We start from the raw sequence: 17,749 nt of genomic DNA on the forward strand, positions 1-17,749 counted from the left end.
GAAACCTGAGACCGCCAGGACGTACTCAAGCACCAACCATGGCTAGCGCGAGATCGGCGTACTCCTTCGCAATCTCGCGCGGCGACGGGCTAGTCCCCGGCCGGTACCAATCGGCTACGGCAACGCACATCGTGACGATCGCGGTGGCAGTCGACGTCGCCGGCACTGTTCCGACCCGCCCGTCGTCGCGGCAAGCCTCCACCGCCGACTGAATAATTTCCCGAACCTTCCGTCGCGACTGGAGATGGCGCAACCTGCCAGACTCGTCAAGCGAACGGAGTTCCGTGGACGCGAGCACCGCCGAGGCCTGACGGTACGTATGGAACAGGATCACGCACTCGACAAGATTCGTCACCCTCTGAGCAGGTGAATCCGCTTCGGCATCTGCAGACACGCATCGACTGATGAGCTCGGCCATCGCTTCCTGCAACAATGCCGTGAGCAGTGCGTCCTTACTCTCCACGTGGTAATACACACCGGCCATCGACAATCCACACCGGTCGGCGACCATCCTGACGGTGGCCCCATGGAAGCCCACCTCCACAAAGACGTCGAGCGCCGCCCGAAAGACCGGGGTGAGGTCCAGCCGTTCGAAGTCCCGCCAATCCTCGAACCGTTGGCCAGTGGGCTCGGGCGGGCGCAGATCAAGCTGCACTCCGAGCACGGTTGCCAGAGCCTGCAGGCGCTCCGCCCCCGGCAGACTCTTTCCGTTCTCGAACTCACTCAGCGATGACGGACTCATGCCGATCTGTTGTGCCAGCTGACGGAGCCCCACGTCACGCTCGATACGCGCCGCGCGCATTCTGGCACCTAGCCCGTCCCCACCGATTCGTCCCGTTGCCGCCATGGGCACCACGGTATCCCGCCGACCCGCAACTACACGGCTGGTCGGCCACCATTCGTTCGAAATTTAGCGATCGATAGATCTTGACGATCCGAACAATCGGCAATACGGTCTCCACGAGACGCGCGAGCGACGCACGTCACAGCATGAGTCGAGCATGAGTCGACTACGTGCCTCTCCCACCACGCATACACAGACGGCGTCGACCAGGGCGCCAGTAAGGACACCCCCCAATGAGCGACATCCTCGAGTTCGCAGCCCAGTTCTTCAACGCCGTCGAGGGCGGCGACATCGACGCAGTGGCCGGCTTCTACCGCGACGACGTGACCGTCTGGCACAACTTCGACAACGTCAACCAAACCCGTGAGGACAACCTCGCAACCCTCGCGGGAATCTCCGGACGCTACGACGCCTTCGGCTACGAGGACGTCCGCCACACTGCCGTCGAGGATGGCTTTCTCCGCCAGCACGTCATCAAGGCCACGATCGGAGAAAAGACCGTCAACGTTCCCGCAATCCTGCGCGTGTACGTCGAGAGCGGCAAGATCCACCGCATCGAGGAGTACTTCGATCGCGGCCAACTCGACGTCGTCTTCAGCTGACCTGACCCGCGAAAACACCCCGAAGAAACATGACGCGAGGGGTTCGATGCCTATCACGATCAACCTGATGTTCGAAACTTAGCGATCGATAGGTCTTGACGAACCGAACACCCGGTAATACCCTCGAACCGAGGAAGCGGCGCGATGAGCGTCACAAAGCAAGGAGAGTGTGAGATGACAAATACAGAATTCGAGCTCGGTGGCGTATGCCATTTGGCGCTGGTGTGCCAGGACATGGAACGCACCGTCGACTTTTACACCAACGTCCTGGGCATGAAGCTGTCCATGACACTCTCCCTGCCTGGCGGCGGCCAGCACTTCTTCTTCGACATGGGCGGCGGACAGTTCATCGCATTCTTCTGGTTCGCCGATGCCGCGCCGCACGCCCCCGGCATTGCGGCGCCCGCAGCAATCCCCGGCATCGGCAAGGAGATTGCGTCGGCACACGGCTCCATGAACCACGTCTCGTTCAAGATCCCGCTCGACAAGTTCGACGAGTACAAGGCCAAGCTCGAAGCCAAGGGCGTACAGACCGGCCCCATGCTCAACCACGACTTGTCCGAGCGCGGGATCAGCTTCGGGGACAGCGACTCCACCTTCGTGAAGTCGATCTACTTCTTCGACCCCGATGGCATCCTGCTCGAGTTCGCGGCTTGGACGCGCGAACTGCGCGAGGACGACGTCAAGCACGCGCCGCGAACCTCCGACGGCGGCCTTGGCACCCCGGTTGGGGCGGCCGCCAAGTGAGCAAGATGCTCGAACTCGCCGACAAGATGTTCGGAGCCCTCGTGCTCGGCAATGTCGCTGTACTCGACGCGATCTATCACGACGACGTGAAGATCTGGCACAACTGGGACAACGCCGAGCAGTCCCGCGAGGACAACCTCCGCATCCTTTCGGGCATCCCCACCCGCTACGACGATTTCGGTTACGACGAGCCGCGCTGCGTTGCCCTCGAAGATGGCTTTATGCGCCAGCACGTCATCCGGGCGACCATCGGAGACAAGACCGTCAACGTGCCCACGATCTTTCGGGTATTCGTCGACGGCGGCAAGGTCCGCCGCATCGAGGAATACCTGGATGCAGGGCAACTCCGCAAGGTCTTCGCCTGAGTAGAACGCAGTCAATAGAAAAGCCCTGCCGATCAAATCGATCAGCGGGGCTTTTCGTTGTACCAGATTGCCGCACAAGAAGATTCACCCCGTCTCGAGATCGCAGAAAAAATGCTGCGGCGTAATCGACCTCACGACCGAGTACACGCCCTCCCAGTTTCCTCTTCCAGGAAGAACTTACTTCTGCTACGGTGCTGTACGTGACGTGAGTCTCGCTTGGTGGTCGGCGAGCCAACTGCATCCAATTCCCAGTCTCAGCGTGAACGCGCGCCAGGTCTATTGACACACCCCTGAAGGATGGCAATGAAGCGAATAATTCAAAGGCGGGCGCTTTCCGCCTTGGTTCTCATATCGACTTGTGGGCTCATAGCCTCCGGATGCGCTTCCTCCGCCGGCTCATCTGACAGCAGCAACGCACCGAAACTCGTTAGGGCTGAGGTGATTGGCGAGCAGTCACCCGAGGGAACCGCTTTGGAAAATGCGACTCTGACGTATGCATCTCATGCACTGACCAATACTCTCGACCCGATCAAGGGCAGAACCTCCGCCTGGCTCGGCGGCACCGAAATGGCCGCAATTTACGACGTCCTGGTGCGGTGGGACCCAGAATCGGCAGGCATTGTTCCTCAGATGGCCGAGTCGATCACCGAGGCTCCCGACAGACTTTCATGGACCGTCAAACTTCGTGACGGGGTCAAGTTCAGCAATGGCGACACCCTGGACGCGGCGGCCGTTGTTGCCAGCACCAATCGCATGACCGAGGGCAACGCAACAAACACCGACCAGTTCCGGGCGAACGTGCGATCCATGGAGACGCCCGACCCCCAAACCGTGACCTACTACCTGAACAATCCGTGGAACGACTTTCCCACACTCCTGACTTCAGGGTTCGGCATGATTACTCATCCGGACTCGTTCAAGGACGGAAAATTTGTCGACCCGATCGGTGCTGGACCGTTCACCGTCAAATCTGTCAATCCCGGAGTCGAACTCGTTCTTGCGCCACGCGAGGACTATTGGGGCGGGAAGCCGAGAATTGGCGGACTCAAGTTCGTAGATCTTCACGGTGAACAGCCAATGGTCGACGCTCTCAAGACTGGCGAGGTGCAGATGGCGTATCTCAGAGGGGGTGAGGCCATCGAGACGATGCGCGCCGAGTTCCCCGGTTACTACGAGCCGGTAAGCATGGTCGACAACGGCCTTATCAACATCAGGGAAGGCCGTGCCGCCCACGATATCCGGGTCCGGCAGGCAATTGCGAAGGCTATCGACCCTGCCGTGATCAATCAACGCGCCAGGGACGGACTGAACTCCCCTGGACTCGAACTGTTCCAAGAGTGGTCCAACATGCACGGGTCGATCCCCGGTCCTACTCAGGACGTCGAGGCCGCCCGCAAGCTTGTCAATGAGGCTAAAGCAGATGGATACAACGGAAAATTGACGTTCGCATCGCTGACAGATCCGGCGTCGATCGATCTGGCGCTGGCGATGCAGTCTCTGCTCCAAAATGTCGGCTTCGAAGTTGAGATCCAGCCCAATGCGACCAAGAATGATATTGCCAAAGTATTCTATGTGACTCACGACTTCGATGTGAGCGTTGGTGGCACAGCGGTACCCGACTCCGCCCCGCTCCTGCGGCTTCAAGGCCTGCTCACGACGGGATCCAGCCAAAACGTAAGTGGCTACGGCAATCCCAAGATGGATGAGGTGATCTTCAAGATTCAGACTGCCGCCACTGCGGAGGATCGCCGGGCCGGATTCGAGGAAATGCAGACTATTCTCAACGAGGATGCGCCGATCGTGCCGTTGGGTTCGGGCGCAAACTTCGTCACCTGGGCACCGAATGTCCACGACGCAAAGCCTGGCATGGATGGGCTGACACTCTTCGACAAGATCTGGATCTCGGACTAGGCAGCACCCGCCTCGACTTGTCATGGACATTCGAGCAAACGAAGCAGCCCCGCCGATGAATTCGATCGGCGGGGCTGCTTCCTTGTATTACCCTGTTACACAGTAATATTCATACCATTTTCAGATCACAGGAAGAACGCTGCAACCTCGTCCACCGCCTGGGCCAGGGCGTCCGCAATCTCCTCACGGGTCACCTCGGACATCCGACTCTTGGGCGTGGACACGTTCAACGTGTAGCGCGCCCCGCCGTACTCGCCAAGCGAGACCGACACCGACGCAACTTCATCCTCGGACTCTTCGTCGCTGGTAGCGAAGCCAACTTTGCGAATCTCCGCGAGCTGGCGCAGCAGCGCCGAACGCTTGGTGATCGAGTGCGAGGTCAGGCCCGTCAGCTTCTCCTCGGGATACAACTCGCGCACCGCTCGGTCATCCAGCGCAGCGAGCAACGCCTTGCCGGAGGATGTGCAATGCGCCGGCATCGTCATCCCCATGCGGGACCCGACACGCACCGCCCTCGCGCTCTCGACCGAGTCCACGAAGGTCACCGTGTTCCCGTCGAGCCGGGCCAGATGGACCGTCTCACCCAGACTCGTCGAGAGACGCTCGAGCACCGGATGCACCCGTGCCCGAACGTCCGTCTGACGCAGAACCGCGAACGCAATCGTCGTCAGGGCGGGCCCCGGCTCGTAAGCGCGCGAGCCCTCGACCTGACGAACGAACCCGCGGTACTGCAACATCGCCAACAACCGGTGAGCGGTCGACGACGCCACCGAGAGGTACTCACTCACATCGGTCAGCCGGATGCTGCGGCGTTCGCCCAGCAACAGCAGGATCCGAAGTGCGTTATCGACCGACTCGATCGGATACTGCGGACGGTTCGGAGATGAATTTTCCTTTACGGTCACGCAGGTAGCGTATCGGCAGTGGTGCGCAAAGCATTCTTGGTGACCTTGCCCGACGCGTTTCGCGGCAGCATATCGACCAACACAAGGTCGGTCGGCAGCTTGTAGCGGGCCAACCTCTCCCCTGCCCACGCGCGCAGCGCTTCGAGAGTTAACTCCGCTGCGCCCGGCTTCAGCGAGACCACCGCGACTGGGGTCTCGCCCCAGGTCTCGTGGGACCGGCCGATCACGGCGACCTCGGCGACGTCGGGGTGACCTGCCAATGCGTTCTCGACTTCGGCGCAGTAGATGTTCTCGCCGCCGGAGATGATCATGTCCTTCGCGCGGTCCACGACATAGATGAAGCCCTCGTCGTCCATCCGCACCAGGTCACCGGAGTGGAACCAGCCGCCGGCGAAGGCCTGCGCCGTCGCCTCCGGGTTGTTCCAGTAGCCGGTCATGAGCCCCGGGCCGCGGTAGACGATCTCGCCGACCTCGCCGGGCTGCACATCCACCATGTCGGGGTCGACGATGCGAGCCCAGACGCCCGGCGCCGGTCGTCCGACAGAGCCGAGCTTGCGGCGCGAGTCCTTTGCCTCGAGCACACACGTGACGGGGGACATCTCGGTCTGCCCGAAGAGCGCAAGGCTCGACGCGCCCGGCAGCACCTCACCCATCTTGCGGAGCAGCGTGTCACTGGCCGGCGCGGCGCCCCAGGAGCTGACACGGAGCCGGGACAGATCCCGCGGCTTCCGGCCCTGTTCGTCGCAGACTGCCTGCCACTGCGTGGGCACGAGGAACGTCGAGGTGACTCGCTCGCGTTCCGCGACGTCGAGCAGGGCACCCGCGTCGAAGGAGACACTCGGCAGGATGACCATCGTGGCACCTACCAGGATCGACGGGGCCACCAGGCCGATGGTGCCGATGTGGAAAAGCGGAGCGGCACAGAGGCTGACCTCGTCATGCATCTCGAAGCGGAACGCTACGAGATTCGTGGTTGATTGCGCCGCTAGGTTGCGGTGCGTGAGCACTGCTCCCTTGGGCCGTCCGGTGGTGCCCGAGGTGTACATCAACAACGCTGACTGTGCCTCATCGACCTCGTCGACCGGTGCGCCCGGACCGGAGTGAGAGAGGAGAACGTCGTATGACGTTGCGCCATTAGTACTCTCACTGCCGAGCTGGAAGACCTGCACCGGACCCGCAGCCTCTGCAACTGCGGCGATTCCGGTGGTGCTCGCCTGTTCGTCCATGACGAGGACGGCAGACCCGCTGTTGTCGAGTGTGTACGCCACCTCACCGACACTCAGCCGGAAGTTGATCGGCACCACGATAGCACCGATTCGGTTGGCGGCGATCATGATCTCGATGTACTCGGCCTGGTTGCCCATCAGCAGTGCAACGCGGTCGCCCGGGCCCACACCGCGCTCGACAAGGGCGGACGAGACTGCCACTACTCGCTTCTGAAGCTGCGCCCAGGTTATCCGACGGTCACCGAACACGATTGCCGTAAGGTCACCGCGCTCGAACGCATACCGCGCAACCTGATTGACCCAGTGCAGCTTGCGCGCAAGTGCCAGGTCATCCATCTCGATCATCGTATTCACCACTGCGCCTTGGGGAAACGGTCCGCGATCCAATCGCACATCACGTCGGCGACTGCGGCGCGGGTCCCAGGTTCCTGGAAGTAGTGATCGCCGGGCAGATCCTTGCGCGACTTGTCCTCACTTGCGAAGGCGTTGAAGAGCGCGTCCGCGTCGCTCGGGAACACACCCGAATCACCGTCGGGGTTGATAACCAACGCCGGCACGGTGATCTTCTCCATGTGCATTTCCGCACGGCACTGGGATTCTTCGAGGCTCCACATGTGCAGCCAGTTCCGCAGCGTGCTCCCGGCACCGATGCCGCGGTCGCCACGGTTGGCTGCCGGAGTCGCCCCGCGATAGCACTGCCCTTCCGGTCGACTGCTCGGTTCGAGCGTCGCATCCATCATTCGGGGATCCGCCCATGTGCGTGGGACACCGAAGTGCCGGTCGTAGTAGCCCGCGGCGGTAACTCGGGCTAGCTCTTCCTGAGCCCAGGCGGTGATCCGGTGGTTGCGAGCAACCTGCGCGGCGCGGTACTTCTCGATGAACTCCTCGGAGTACGGCGGACCGTTTTCGGCGTTGAACAGGTCGAGTTCGGGATCGGTCAGTGTCGGGTCGTTCTCGTCGACGACGGCCGCGTCCAGCCAGGCGGTCAGCACATCGGGCCGACCGCCGTGCGCAGCGAGGGAAATGTAGGCATCGCCGGCGATGAGGTCGTTGATCCCCACTGCGGGTTCCATATCGCGGGCAGGACGGATACACGGCGATGTGGCCTGCGCCTGGTAGGCCGCCATCAGTGAGCCGCCGCCGGAATTGCCAAGCAGGATAACCTGATCCACGCCCGCGTGCTCCTTCAGCCAGCGCACGCCTACGCCGATGTCGACCAGGGCTTGATCGAGGTTGAAGAGCTCTTCGTAGCCGCGGTAGCGGGTGTTCCAACCCAGGAATCCAATGCCTCGCGCAGCCATGAACTCGGCGATGTAATGCTCCGAGAAATCAATTTGGTAGTGCGTAGCGATCATCGCGATGCGCGGCTTCTTGCCGGCCGGCGTGTAGTACAGGCCCTGGCACGGGTAGCCGCCGGCCCCCGCGCGCTTCGCGCCGGGGGACTCGGTGCTGACAAATTCCTTGTGGATGGTCGGGCTGGTGGTAGCGCCGGTCATGGTTAGACAACCTCGTATTCATTGAGACTTGCGTACTTCTTCAAATGCGTAAACATCAAATCGACCCGTTCGAGGACGATGGGATCCGTCAGCCGGCCTTGTTCGTCAAAGTGATTGGGCGCAAAGCTGAGGAGAATCTCGGGCCCCGGCAATACCGGTGACCGCGAGAAGACAAAGGTGTGACGCAGTTCGAACTGGCTGCGTGCTGTGCCGAGGCGGCCGGGCGTCGCGCCCATGATCGCCACCGGCTTGCGCTCGAGTACCGAGTGTCCGAGAGGAAGCGAGAGCCAGTCGAGTGCGTTCTTCAGAACACCGGGGACGCCACCGTTGTATTCCGGCGTGGCGATCACAAGAGCATCAGCGGCCTCGACCTCGGCGCGCAGTGCGTGGACACTCTCGGCCTCGTTGCCGAAATCGTCTTCATTGAGCATCGGGATCTCGCCCAGCAGCTTCGTGATCCGCACGTCGACGTCGTCTGGCGCCATTGCCGCGGTCGCTTGGAGGAGCTTGCGGTTCCACGATTCTGCGCGGAGGCTGCCCGCAATCGCGCAGATTACAAATTTTCCGTCTTTCATCATGCAGCTCCCAGATAGGCCGCGACGACAGCTTCGTCGCGGATAACCTCAGCGGGCTTGCCGAGGGCAATTCGTTGACCAAAGTTGAGGACACAGACGCGATTCGAGATACCCATGACCATCTTCATGTCGTGCTCGACGAGCAGGATGGCCACCCCGAGGTCTTGGTTCACCTTCACGATAGTTTCCGTCATTTCGGCGGTCTCGTCGTGGTTCATACCCGCGACGGGCTCGTCGAGCATGATCAGCCGTGGTTCCATCGCCAGCGCCCGCGCCAACTCGATGCGCTTCTGTGTGCCGTGCGGCAGCGATCCGACCGGGGTGTCGGCCAGATGCTCGATCTGCATCAGCGCCGCGACCTCGCGCACCGTCTCCACCGCCGCCTTCTCCTCGCGCGCCGCGCGGCCCAGCCACAGCATGTTCTCGAGGGCACTCGCGCGCATCGCATTGTGCCGCGAGAGCAAAAGGTTATCCAGCACCGTCATAGCCGGGAAGACTTCCACGTTCTGGAAGGTCCGGGCGATGCCCTTCTTCGCGATCTTGTGAGCCGGCAATCCGAGGAGTTCCGCGCCGGCGAAGCGCACCGAACCGGACTGCGGTGCGTAGACGCCGGAGATACAGTTGAACAACGAGGACTTGCCCGCACCGTTCGGACCGATAACGGAAAACAACTCGCCCTCGGCGATCGAGAAGCTCACACCGTCAATAGCTTTCACCCCAGCGAAGCTCAGGGAAAGATTCTCGATCTCCAACAGGTTTGCACGCGTCTCAGACATGCTGGATCGCTCCTTCGGTATCAATTCCCTTGTCCCGCACAGGCTCTGATGTTCCTATTGCCGACGCACCCAGGTAGAGCTCGGCAATTTCCGCGTCGTCCCGCAGGTCCTCCGACTTGCCTTCCTTGACCACGCGGCCACCTTCGAGGACGTAGGCATACTGGGCAATCGCCATCGCCATCGCCGCGTTCTGCTCAACGAGCAGAATGGAGGTGCCTTCCTTGTTGATGGCAACGATCACGTCCCGGACATCGGCAACGATTTTCGGCGCCAAGCCAAGGCTCGGCTCGTCGAGCAGCAGCACCTTCGGCGCAGACATCATCGCCCGCCCGATCGCGAGCATCTGCTGCTCACCGCCCGAGAGGTAGCCGGCTTTGCGCGCCATCAGGTCGCCCAGCCGCGGGAAGTGGTGCAGCACCCGCTCGCGCGCCTCGAGTTCCTGGGCCTTGCGATAGCGCCGCACGTAGGCGCCGCTCGCGAGGTTCTCGGCCACGGTCAGTCCGGGGAACACCTGTCGACCCTCGAGCGCCTGTGCGAGGCCTGCCTTGACACGCTTCGACGAGCGCTCATTGGTGACGTCCTTGCTCAGCAGTTCGACCTTGCCCGAGGCAACCGTGCCGCCGTGCACGCCGAGCAGACCCGAGACCGCACGCATCAGCGTCGACTTGCCCGCGCCGTTGGGCCCGAGGAGGCTGACGATCTGGCCTTCGGGAACCGTGAGACTCACGTTCTCGAGCGCCAGCGATGCTGCGCCGTAGCGAACACTGAGGCTTTCGATTACCAGCGAGTTCATTTGCTACCTCCGGAGATTCGGGCTCGGATCCAGTCAATAGGTCGCTTGAAGAGTGCGACCAAGCCCTTGGGTTCGAAGATGAGAACCAGCACGATCACGAAGCCGTACAGGAACTGCGAGAGCAGAGGCGCAGTGACGCCGCCGTCAGCGCTCGCGTCCTTCGAGACAAACGGAAGGTACGGCGAGAGAACGTTGACCATCTCCGGCATCGCCTTGATGAAGAAAGCGCCGAGAATAGCGCCCGCGACCGTTCCCATACCGCCGATGACAACCATGGCGATGAAGTCGACGGAAACCATCATCGTCCACTGACTCGGCGTGAAGTAGCCCATGTAGGACACGAGTAGAGCGCCGGAAACACCGGCAAAGGCCGAGGAGATGACGAAGGCGACGACCTTGGTCCTGGTCACGGGGATACCGGCGACGCCGGCAGCAATATCCCGGTCCCGGACCGCCATAAAGGCCCGACCGAGCCGCGAGCGCTTGAGGTTCCAAGTCAGCACGGTGACGACGAGCAGCACTGCCAGCGCGAAGTACCACCACGCCTGGAACGAGGTCAGGATCTCCTCGCCTCCCGACGTCCAGTAACCGTCCAGAAGGTCCTGCCCGTTGATTTCAACCGCCGGTGCCGTCCGACCATTGACACCACCGCTCAGACTGGTCCAGGTCTCCCAGACATACGTACCGATGAAAAGCAAGGCCAACGTTGCAACAGCCAGGTAGAGCCCACGGATGCGCACAGCCGCCGGAGCGACCACCCCACCGGCGAGTCCGGAAACCACAGCGGCGGCGGGCAACCACACCCAGACCGGGAGTCCCTCATCGACTCCCAGCCAGGCTGAGGTGTACGCACCGATCGCCATGAATACCGCGTGGCCCATCGAGATCTGACCGGCAAATCCAGTGATGACCTGCATACCGAGCGCACCGACTGCCGCAATCAGCGCGAAGATTCCGACGCCCATCCAGAGATCGGACTGCACGACCCACGGAACAACGAGCATCGCCGCGACCCACACGGCAACCCACACGCGCGTACTTCGCTTCTTCGTCCGCACGACAGGGGCGGGATCACCGGCGGTGTCATCGTTGATGGGTGCGGGGGGTTCGAGAGTTGTTGTCATCGGTCAGACCCTTTCAATGCTTTTACTGCCGAAGAGCCCGTAGGGCCGGACCACGAGCACGGCAAACATGACGATGTAGGGCAGAACCTCATGCAGTCGGCCGCCACCGATATCCGAGAGGTAGTAGGACCCCATCACCTGGATCAGGCCGACGATCAGGCCGCCGACGATCGCGCCCACCAGCGAGTCCATGCCGCCGATCACGATCGCAGGAATAGCAAGTAGCGCAACGATACCCAAGGAAGGCGAGACGACACGGGGGAAGGATGCCAGGAAAACACCGGCCACCACGGCAAGGAACGCCGCAAGACCCCACGACAGTGCGAACATTCGTCGCACATCGATTCCCTGCGCGAGCGCCGCCTCCTGGTGACTGGCGGTCGCGCGGAGCGCCAGGCCGTACGGAGTCTTCTGGAAGAAATAGGCCAGCCCGGCGAGGACCACCACGGAGGTGCCGATCGTCGCGATCCCACTCCACGGCAGCACCACGGAACCGACAGTCACCGTGCCGGAACCGACGGGGCCGGCCGAGCCATGAGTGCCGACACCCCAGATCATCAGGATCGCCTGGTGAAGCATGATCGAAATGCCCAGTGTCGCAAGCACAACGGTGGTCACGGATTTGCCGACCATGCGGCGCAAGAAGACCGCCTCGATCAAGACGGCAAGGACCACCATGATGACGACCGCAACGAGGAACGCCAGCCCCCAGGGCATGAAGGCCATCAAGGCCAGCACCGTGTAGGCGCCCAGCGCCACGATCTCTCCGTGGGCAAAGTTGAATGTGTGTGAGCCCTTGTACATGATCACAAACCCGAGAGCGATCAGTCCGTAGACCATTCCTAGGGCGACACCCTGGAAGCCGAGCTGCAAGAAGAGCGCCATAGCCCCTTCTACTCCTTTAGTCGAACAGTATGTTGACCCGATACACCGTCAAGGCGCCCGCCCTCATCACCAACGGGCACCCTGACGAGTCGATCAGAACCCGTTTGCCTCGCCCCAGGCGCGAGCCTGATCGGTCTCGGCCCAGTCGGTCGTGGGGATCAGCAGACCCTCTGCATTGACGGTGTTCATCCGGCTCTGGTAGCTGACGATCGAGTCACCGGTACCGAGGTTGACCGCCGGCAGGATGCCGCCGAAGTCGATGTCAAGATTCTGCATCGCAGCCAGAACACCCTCACGGGTGAGATCCTTGTTCTCACATGCCTTTTCCAGCACCGCGACCGTGGAAACGCCACTCAGCCAGCCAGCGACCTGGAAGTTGCTCGGCTTCTCGTTCGGCGCGTACTGCGCCAGCGCAGCATTCATGTCCTGGATGCCCTGGACGTCGTCGTTAAGTGCGCCGTAACTGGCAGAGACGTAGAAGTTGTCGGTCAAGCCCGCTAAGGGCTTGGCCAGCGCAGCATTCCAGGCTCCCGAGTAACCGACCCACATCGGCTTGAAACCGAGCTGGGCAGACTGTCCCACCAGGCCTGCAGTCTGGGCCATGGTGTTGGCCAGAACCACTACCTGGGCACCGGAGTTCTTCAATTCGGTGGCCTGAGCGGTGAAGTCGTTGTCAGCGGGGCTGTACGTCGGGCTGGCGACGACCTGCACTCCGGGAATCCGTTCCGCGGCGAACTTGACCGAGTCTGCGTATCCCTTGCCGTACTCGTCCGCAGGCGCGACGACAGCGATCTTGAGCGGGTTGGCAGCGCTGGCGCCGGCCTTCTGTGCCGCCCAGACCAGACCGTTGATCAGTTCGACCTCGAAGGGCGGCGTGTAGATTGCGACATCCTCGAGCTTGAGTGCAGCGGTGTTCAGCGATGCCGAGAAGGTCGGGAGGTCATCCTTCGCGATACTGTCCTTGACCGCCATCAGGGAAGACGTACCGATCAGCTGCGGAATCATCACAACCTTGTTCGCGATGGCACGGTACTGCTGGGTGGTGACCTGAGGGTCGTACTTGGTGTCCATCTTGTGGAGGACGAGTTGACGACCACAGATCCCGCCCGCGGCGTTGACCTGGTCCAACTTGATTTCCAAGCCGATCGAGCCGGATGTTGCGGGCTGGGCCAGTGGACCGGAGTAGTCGGTGAGGATCGCGAGGTTGATCTCGCTATCGCTGACGCCCTTTCCGGTCTTGACCCCATCCGCACTTGCGGAGTCTCCACCGGCCGACCCACCGCAAGCAGTCAACGTGAGCATCGTGGCGATTGCGAGAGCTGGAACAGCTTTCCTCAACATCTTCAGTACGTCCCTTCGGGGTTGTGACCTGACCCACACCAAAACTGTGGTCCTGAGCATTGAACAGGCATATGGGCCATCAAGTCAAGACCGTCTTAGCGATCGCTAAGCAAAAAGTATAGTCATTCAACCTGGACTAATGCCCACAAGTTTCTCTGTGCAGAGGAATGCTCTGCCAAACAGTCGACCAGGCGCGCGCAATCGCAGAGGCCAAATCGGTTACACAGCCCGAAGTGCATCGACTCCCGCCAACGCAAGGCCGAAACCGTGACGCACCACACTCCCGTAGCGCCAAATTGTACACAATATGACTTCATATTTCGACATCTGCAGTCAATTTGGCCATTTCTGCATACAAAGATTCCCACCTGCTCCGCTCGGTAGATTCGAAATCGGGCGCACACGGATTCGATACCGTGCAACCCCCGACAAAATCTGCTAACTCCGGCCAGGCACTGCCGATCCGTCGCAAGCGTCCGACGCTGCGCGAGGTCGCCGAAACTCTGTGTGCATCGCCAGAGAGGTGCCCACGCGCACCTGACGAAACCAGTTGTTACCGAACATGATCGAGAGCATCCCCGCACGATCGACGCATGTGGGCAGATTCGACGATGCGGTAAAGGCAGCGTCAGGCGAACCAATCGAGACCGACACCGTCGGAACCCACTCCCCCGATGCCGACTACCGGACCTCTCCGAACAATGAAGCCCCGGAGAGTAACTGAGTAAATCCGTCAGAGTCGGCCGGGACACCGATATCCGGCAAATGAATCCGGTCAACGATTTTCCGACTCGATAGCGTCCACAGGACAAGTGCAATTCCGGGGCGAGAGCATCAGCGGAAGTTACTGTGGCCCAAAAACTCATCGATCCGAGCACTCACAGTTCAGGGAAATCAAATTCGGAACCAAACATGAATTCTCTTGCATCGGAAGACTCTCCGAAGTTCACCTACCCACCGTGATCCCGTCACCAAAGTTCCGAATCGACATCACAAGCTCCCAGCAGCGACCGGATAGTCGTGCCCTTCGACTATTGACGTTCCCCTCATCACCTGACTACTTTGATGTGCGATGCGAAATATCGCACATTGCTAGGCATTTCGATTCCCATGTCCACAGCAAGCCCACAGAGGCGGCAGGCCCGTGACGGCCGATGGACACACAGACCCACACAGTTCGGGAGTTGTTGCATGAGTATCGATGTCGATAAACACATGATATCGGCGCGCACCGAGACGGAACCGGTGTTGCACATGGAGGGGTTGTCGCTAGATTTCATCACCGACCACGGATGGACCCGCGTCGTCGACGGAATCGATCTGTCGATACCGGCGGGGTCGATTGTCGGTGTCGTCGGGGAATCCGGGTCCGGAAAAACGGTGACTTCGCTTGCGGCGATGGGCTTGTTGCCGGCTGCGACGTCGAAGGTAACGGGGTCGATCCGGGTGGCCGGACGGGAACTGGTCGGTCTGACGGACCGCGAATTGGCCGACGTCCGCGGTACGGAAATGTCGATGACCTTCCAGGAACCCCGGCGTAGTTTGGATCCCGCTTTCTCAGTCGGATCCCAGATCGCCGAGGTACTACGCCGGCACGACGGAGTATGACGGAAGCTGCCTGGACGCGCGCGGTGGAGATGCTCGATGCGGTAGGAATCGACAACGCGGCGGTACGCGCCCGCGCCTACCCGCACGAGTTCTCCGGCGGAATGTGCCAGCGTGTGATGCTCGCGATCGCCATGGTGTGTAAACCGAAGCTACTGATCGCCGACGAGCCGACCACTGCATTGGACGTGACGGTACAAGCGCAGATGCTCGAGTTGATGCGAGAAGTGCAGCAGCAGTTCGACGTTTCCATTCTGTTCATCACCCATGACCTCGGCGTCGTCGCGCAAATGTGCGACTCCGTCAGCCAGATAGCGCTTCAGGCACCGGATCGCTTCCAGTTTCGAATGGCCTTCGCCGGTCTTCTTCGCGACGTAGGCCTGGGTTTTCGGGTCGAGTCGAATACGGCCGATGACGGCAAGCGAGAGCGTGACCGCTAACAGGCCTTTCAATCTTCTCTTCCAGGAAGAACTTACTTCTGCTACGGTGCTGTACGTGACGTGAGTCTCGCTTGGTGGTCGGCGAGCCAACTGCATCCAATTCCCAGTCTCAGCGTGAACGCGCGCCAGGTCTATTGACACACCCCTGAAGGATGGCAATGAAGCGAATAATTCAAAGGCGGGCGCTTTCCGCCTTGGTTCTCATATCGACTTGTGGGCTCATAGCCTCCGGATGCGCTTCCTCCGCCGGCTCATCTGACAGCAGCAACGCACCGAAACTCGTTAGGGCTGAGGTGATTGGCGAGCAGTCACCCGAGGGAACCGCTTTGGAAAATGCGACTCTGACGTATGCATCTCATGCACTGACCAATACTCTCGACCCGATCAAGGGCAGAACCTCCGCCTGGCTCGGCGGCACCGAAATGGCCGCAATTTACGACGTCCTGGTGCGGTGGGACCCAGAATCGGCAGGCATTGTTCCTCAGATGGCCGAGTCGATCACCGAGGCTCCCGACAGACTTTCATGGACCGTCAAACTTCGTGACGGGGTCAAGTTCAGCAATGGCGACACCCTGGACGCGGCGGCCGTTGTTGCCAGCACCAATCGCATGACCGAGGGCAACGCAACAAACACCGACCAGTTCCGGGCGAACGTGCGATCCATGGAGACGCCCGACCCCCAAACCGTGACCTACTACCTGAACAATCCGTGGAACGACTTTCCCACACTCCTGACTTCAGGGTTCGGCATGATTACTCATCCGGACTCGTTCAAGGACGGAAAATTTGTCGACCCGATCGGTGCTGGACCGTTCACCGTCAAATCTGTCAATCCCGGAGTCGAACTCGTTCTTGCGCCACGCGAGGACTATTGGGGCGGGAAGCCGAGAATTGGCGGACTCAAGTTCGTAGATCTTCACGGTGAACAGCCAATGGTCGACGCTCTCAAGACTGGCGAGGTGCAGATGGCGTATCTCAGAGGGGGTGAGGCCATCGAGACGATGCGCGCCGAGTTCCCCGGTTACTACGAGCCGGTAAGCATGGTCGACAACGGCCTTATCAACATCAGGGAAGGCCGTGCCGCCCACGATATCCGGGTCCGGCAGGCAATTGCGAAGGCTATCGACCCTGCCGTGATCAATCAACGCGCCAGGGACGGACTGAACTCCCCTGGACTCGAACTGTTCCAAGAGTGGTCCAACATGCACGGGTCGATCCCCGGTCCTACTCAGGACGTCGAGGCCGCCCGCAAGCTTGTCAATGAGGCTAAAGCAGATGGATACAACGGAAAATTGACGTTCGCATCGCTGACAGATCCGGCGTCGATCGATCTGGCGCTGGCGATGCAGTCTCTGCTCCAAAATGTCGGCTTCGAAGTTGAGATCCAGCCCAATGCGACCAAGAATGATATTGCCAAAGTATTCTATGTGACTCACGACTTCGATGTGAGCGTTGGTGGCACAGCGGTACCCGACTCCGCCCCGCTCCTGCGGCTTCAAGGCCTGCTCACGACGGGATCCAGCCAAAACGTAAGTGGCTACGGCAATCCCAAGATGGATGAGGTGATCTTCAAGATTCAGACTGCCGCCACTGCGGAGGATCGCCGGGCCGGATTCGAGGAAATGCAGACTATTCTCAACGAGGATGCGCCGATCGTGCCGTTGGGTTCGGGCGCAAACTTCGTCACCTGGGCACCGAATGTCCACGACGCAAAGCCTGGCATGGATGGGCTGACACTCTTCGACAAGATCTGGATCTCAGACTAGGCAGCATGCCGCCCCAGCAACCGAACCACTCCCCCCGGTGTCCAAGTTGGGGCGGCATGAGGCCGCGCCAGCGGAATCGAAGCCCGGCGATGAACGCAGTCCATGGGAAGAGAAAGAATTGAAATCGCTTCTCGCAGATACCGTGGCGTCCTATTGTGGTGCGCCGGACCGGCAACCCGGGAGTCGTTTCAGATTCTGCGGGGCCGGTTGTGTTCGAAGATATGAAATACGAGGAACTGCTGTGTATTGCGAGCTAGCTGTCCGAAGGAGACGAAATCGATGAACATCGGCGCAATCGGTAAGAAATTGGGCCAGCTCGTCATTGTGCTCTTGCTCGTCAGCTTCGGA

Annotated in this window: 16 protein-coding genes and 2 pseudogenes; 7 read left to right on the forward strand and 11 right to left on the reverse strand. The window is 60.9% G+C overall.

Annotated elements, in window-relative coordinates; all coding sequences use genetic code 11:
• Window positions 1-25: 25 nt before the first annotated feature.
• Window positions 26-847 carry a helix-turn-helix domain-containing protein gene (locus tag MTX36_RS16490; protein ID WP_243620809.1) on the reverse strand — a complete coding sequence of 274 codons (822 nt, stop codon included), beginning with the start codon at window positions 845-847 and terminating at the stop codon, window positions 26-28.
• A gap of 230 nt (window positions 848-1,077) precedes the next feature.
• Between MTX36_RS16490 and MTX36_RS16495 the strand changes: the two genes are divergently transcribed.
• From MTX36_RS16495 to MTX36_RS16510, 4 genes are all read left to right on the forward strand, one after another.
• Entirely contained in the window at window positions 1,078-1,446 is a 369-nt protein-coding gene (locus tag MTX36_RS16495; RefSeq protein ID WP_243620810.1) for a nuclear transport factor 2 family protein, read from the forward strand.
• A gap of 174 nt (window positions 1,447-1,620) precedes the next feature.
• Entirely contained in the window at window positions 1,621-2,193 is a 573-nt protein-coding gene (locus tag MTX36_RS16500) for a VOC family protein (RefSeq protein WP_243620811.1), read from the forward strand.
• Window positions 2,190-2,558 carry a nuclear transport factor 2 family protein gene (locus MTX36_RS16505; RefSeq protein WP_243620812.1) on the forward strand — a complete coding sequence of 123 codons (369 nt, stop codon included), beginning with the start codon at window positions 2,190-2,192 and terminating at the stop codon, window positions 2,556-2,558. Before MTX36_RS16500 ends, MTX36_RS16505 begins: the two co-directional genes overlap by 4 nt.
• Window positions 2,559-3,029: 471 nt before the next feature.
• On the forward strand, window positions 3,030-4,469 hold the full coding sequence (locus tag MTX36_RS16510; protein ID WP_243620813.1) for an ABC transporter substrate-binding protein: 1,440 nt from the start codon (window positions 3,030-3,032) through the stop codon (window positions 4,467-4,469).
• Window positions 4,470-4,594: 125 nt separating this feature from the next.
• On the opposite strand, the gene MTX36_RS16515 is transcribed toward MTX36_RS16510, so the two are convergent.
• From MTX36_RS16515 to MTX36_RS16555, 9 genes are all read right to left on the reverse strand, one after another.
• Entirely contained in the window at window positions 4,595-5,374 is a 780-nt protein-coding gene (locus MTX36_RS16515) for an IclR family transcriptional regulator (protein WP_243620814.1), read from the reverse strand.
• The gene (locus MTX36_RS16520; RefSeq protein WP_243620815.1) at window positions 5,371-6,945 is read right to left on the reverse strand and encodes a long-chain-fatty-acid--CoA ligase; all 1,575 of its coding nucleotides are present in this window, start codon (window positions 6,943-6,945) and stop codon (window positions 5,371-5,373) included. Before MTX36_RS16520 ends, MTX36_RS16515 begins: the two co-directional genes overlap by 4 nt.
• A 5-nt stretch (window positions 6,946-6,950) precedes the next feature.
• On the reverse strand, window positions 6,951-8,096 hold the full coding sequence (locus MTX36_RS16525) for an alpha/beta hydrolase (RefSeq protein WP_243620816.1): 1,146 nt from the start codon (window positions 8,094-8,096) through the stop codon (window positions 6,951-6,953).
• Between the two features lie 2 nt (window positions 8,097-8,098).
• The gene (locus tag MTX36_RS16530; protein WP_243620817.1) at window positions 8,099-8,674 is read right to left on the reverse strand and encodes an NADPH-dependent FMN reductase; all 576 of its coding nucleotides are present in this window, start codon (window positions 8,672-8,674) and stop codon (window positions 8,099-8,101) included.
• Window positions 8,671-9,447: an ABC transporter ATP-binding protein gene (locus MTX36_RS16535; protein ID WP_243620818.1), complete on the reverse strand. Its 777-nt coding sequence runs from the start codon at window positions 9,445-9,447 to the stop codon at window positions 8,671-8,673. Before MTX36_RS16535 ends, MTX36_RS16530 begins: the two co-directional genes overlap by 4 nt.
• Window positions 9,440-10,240, reverse strand: a complete 801-nt coding sequence (locus MTX36_RS16540) for an ABC transporter ATP-binding protein (RefSeq protein ID WP_243620819.1) — start codon at window positions 10,238-10,240, stop codon at window positions 9,440-9,442. The genes MTX36_RS16535 and MTX36_RS16540 overlap by 8 nt, the downstream gene beginning before the upstream one ends.
• Window positions 10,237-11,364: a branched-chain amino acid ABC transporter permease gene (locus MTX36_RS16545; RefSeq protein WP_243620820.1), complete on the reverse strand. Its 1,128-nt coding sequence runs from the start codon at window positions 11,362-11,364 to the stop codon at window positions 10,237-10,239. Before MTX36_RS16545 ends, MTX36_RS16540 begins: the two co-directional genes overlap by 4 nt.
• Window positions 11,365-11,367: 3 nt before the next feature.
• Entirely contained in the window at window positions 11,368-12,249 is an 882-nt protein-coding gene (locus tag MTX36_RS16550; RefSeq protein WP_243620821.1) for a branched-chain amino acid ABC transporter permease, read from the reverse strand.
• Between the two features lie 93 nt (window positions 12,250-12,342).
• Window positions 12,343-13,590 (reverse strand): ABC transporter substrate-binding protein, encoded by a 1,248-nt coding sequence (locus tag MTX36_RS16555; protein ID WP_243620822.1) that lies wholly within the window; start codon window positions 13,588-13,590, stop codon window positions 12,343-12,345.
• Between the two features lie 1,191 nt (window positions 13,591-14,781).
• Here MTX36_RS16555 and MTX36_RS16560 point away from each other — a divergent pair.
• On the forward strand, window positions 14,782-15,198 hold the full coding sequence (locus MTX36_RS16560) for an ATP-binding cassette domain-containing protein (RefSeq protein WP_279394696.1): 417 nt from the start codon (window positions 14,782-14,784) through the stop codon (window positions 15,196-15,198).
• 29 nt (window positions 15,199-15,227) lie between these two features.
• A pseudogene (locus MTX36_RS29905) lies at window positions 15,228-15,314 on the forward strand (hypothetical protein); the annotation flags it as partial.
• Between the two features lie 186 nt (window positions 15,315-15,500).
• Here the strand turns inward: MTX36_RS29905 and MTX36_RS16565 are convergent.
• Window positions 15,501-15,623 (reverse strand): annotated as a pseudogene (locus MTX36_RS16565) (IS110 family transposase); the annotation flags it as partial.
• Window positions 15,624-15,961: 338 nt separating this feature from the next.
• On the opposite strand from MTX36_RS16565, the gene MTX36_RS16570 reads away from it, so the two are divergent.
• A complete protein-coding gene (locus MTX36_RS16570) occupies window positions 15,962-17,401 on the forward strand; it encodes an ABC transporter substrate-binding protein (RefSeq protein ID WP_243620813.1) in 1,440 nt (479 codons plus the stop codon).
• The last annotated feature ends 348 nt before the right edge of the window (window positions 17,402-17,749 follow it).

The sequence above is a fragment of the Rhodococcus sp. ARC_M6 genome (assembly GCF_022810305.1).
In the GTDB taxonomy this organism is placed as follows: Bacteria; Actinomycetota; Actinomycetes; order Mycobacteriales; family Mycobacteriaceae; genus Rhodococcus_F.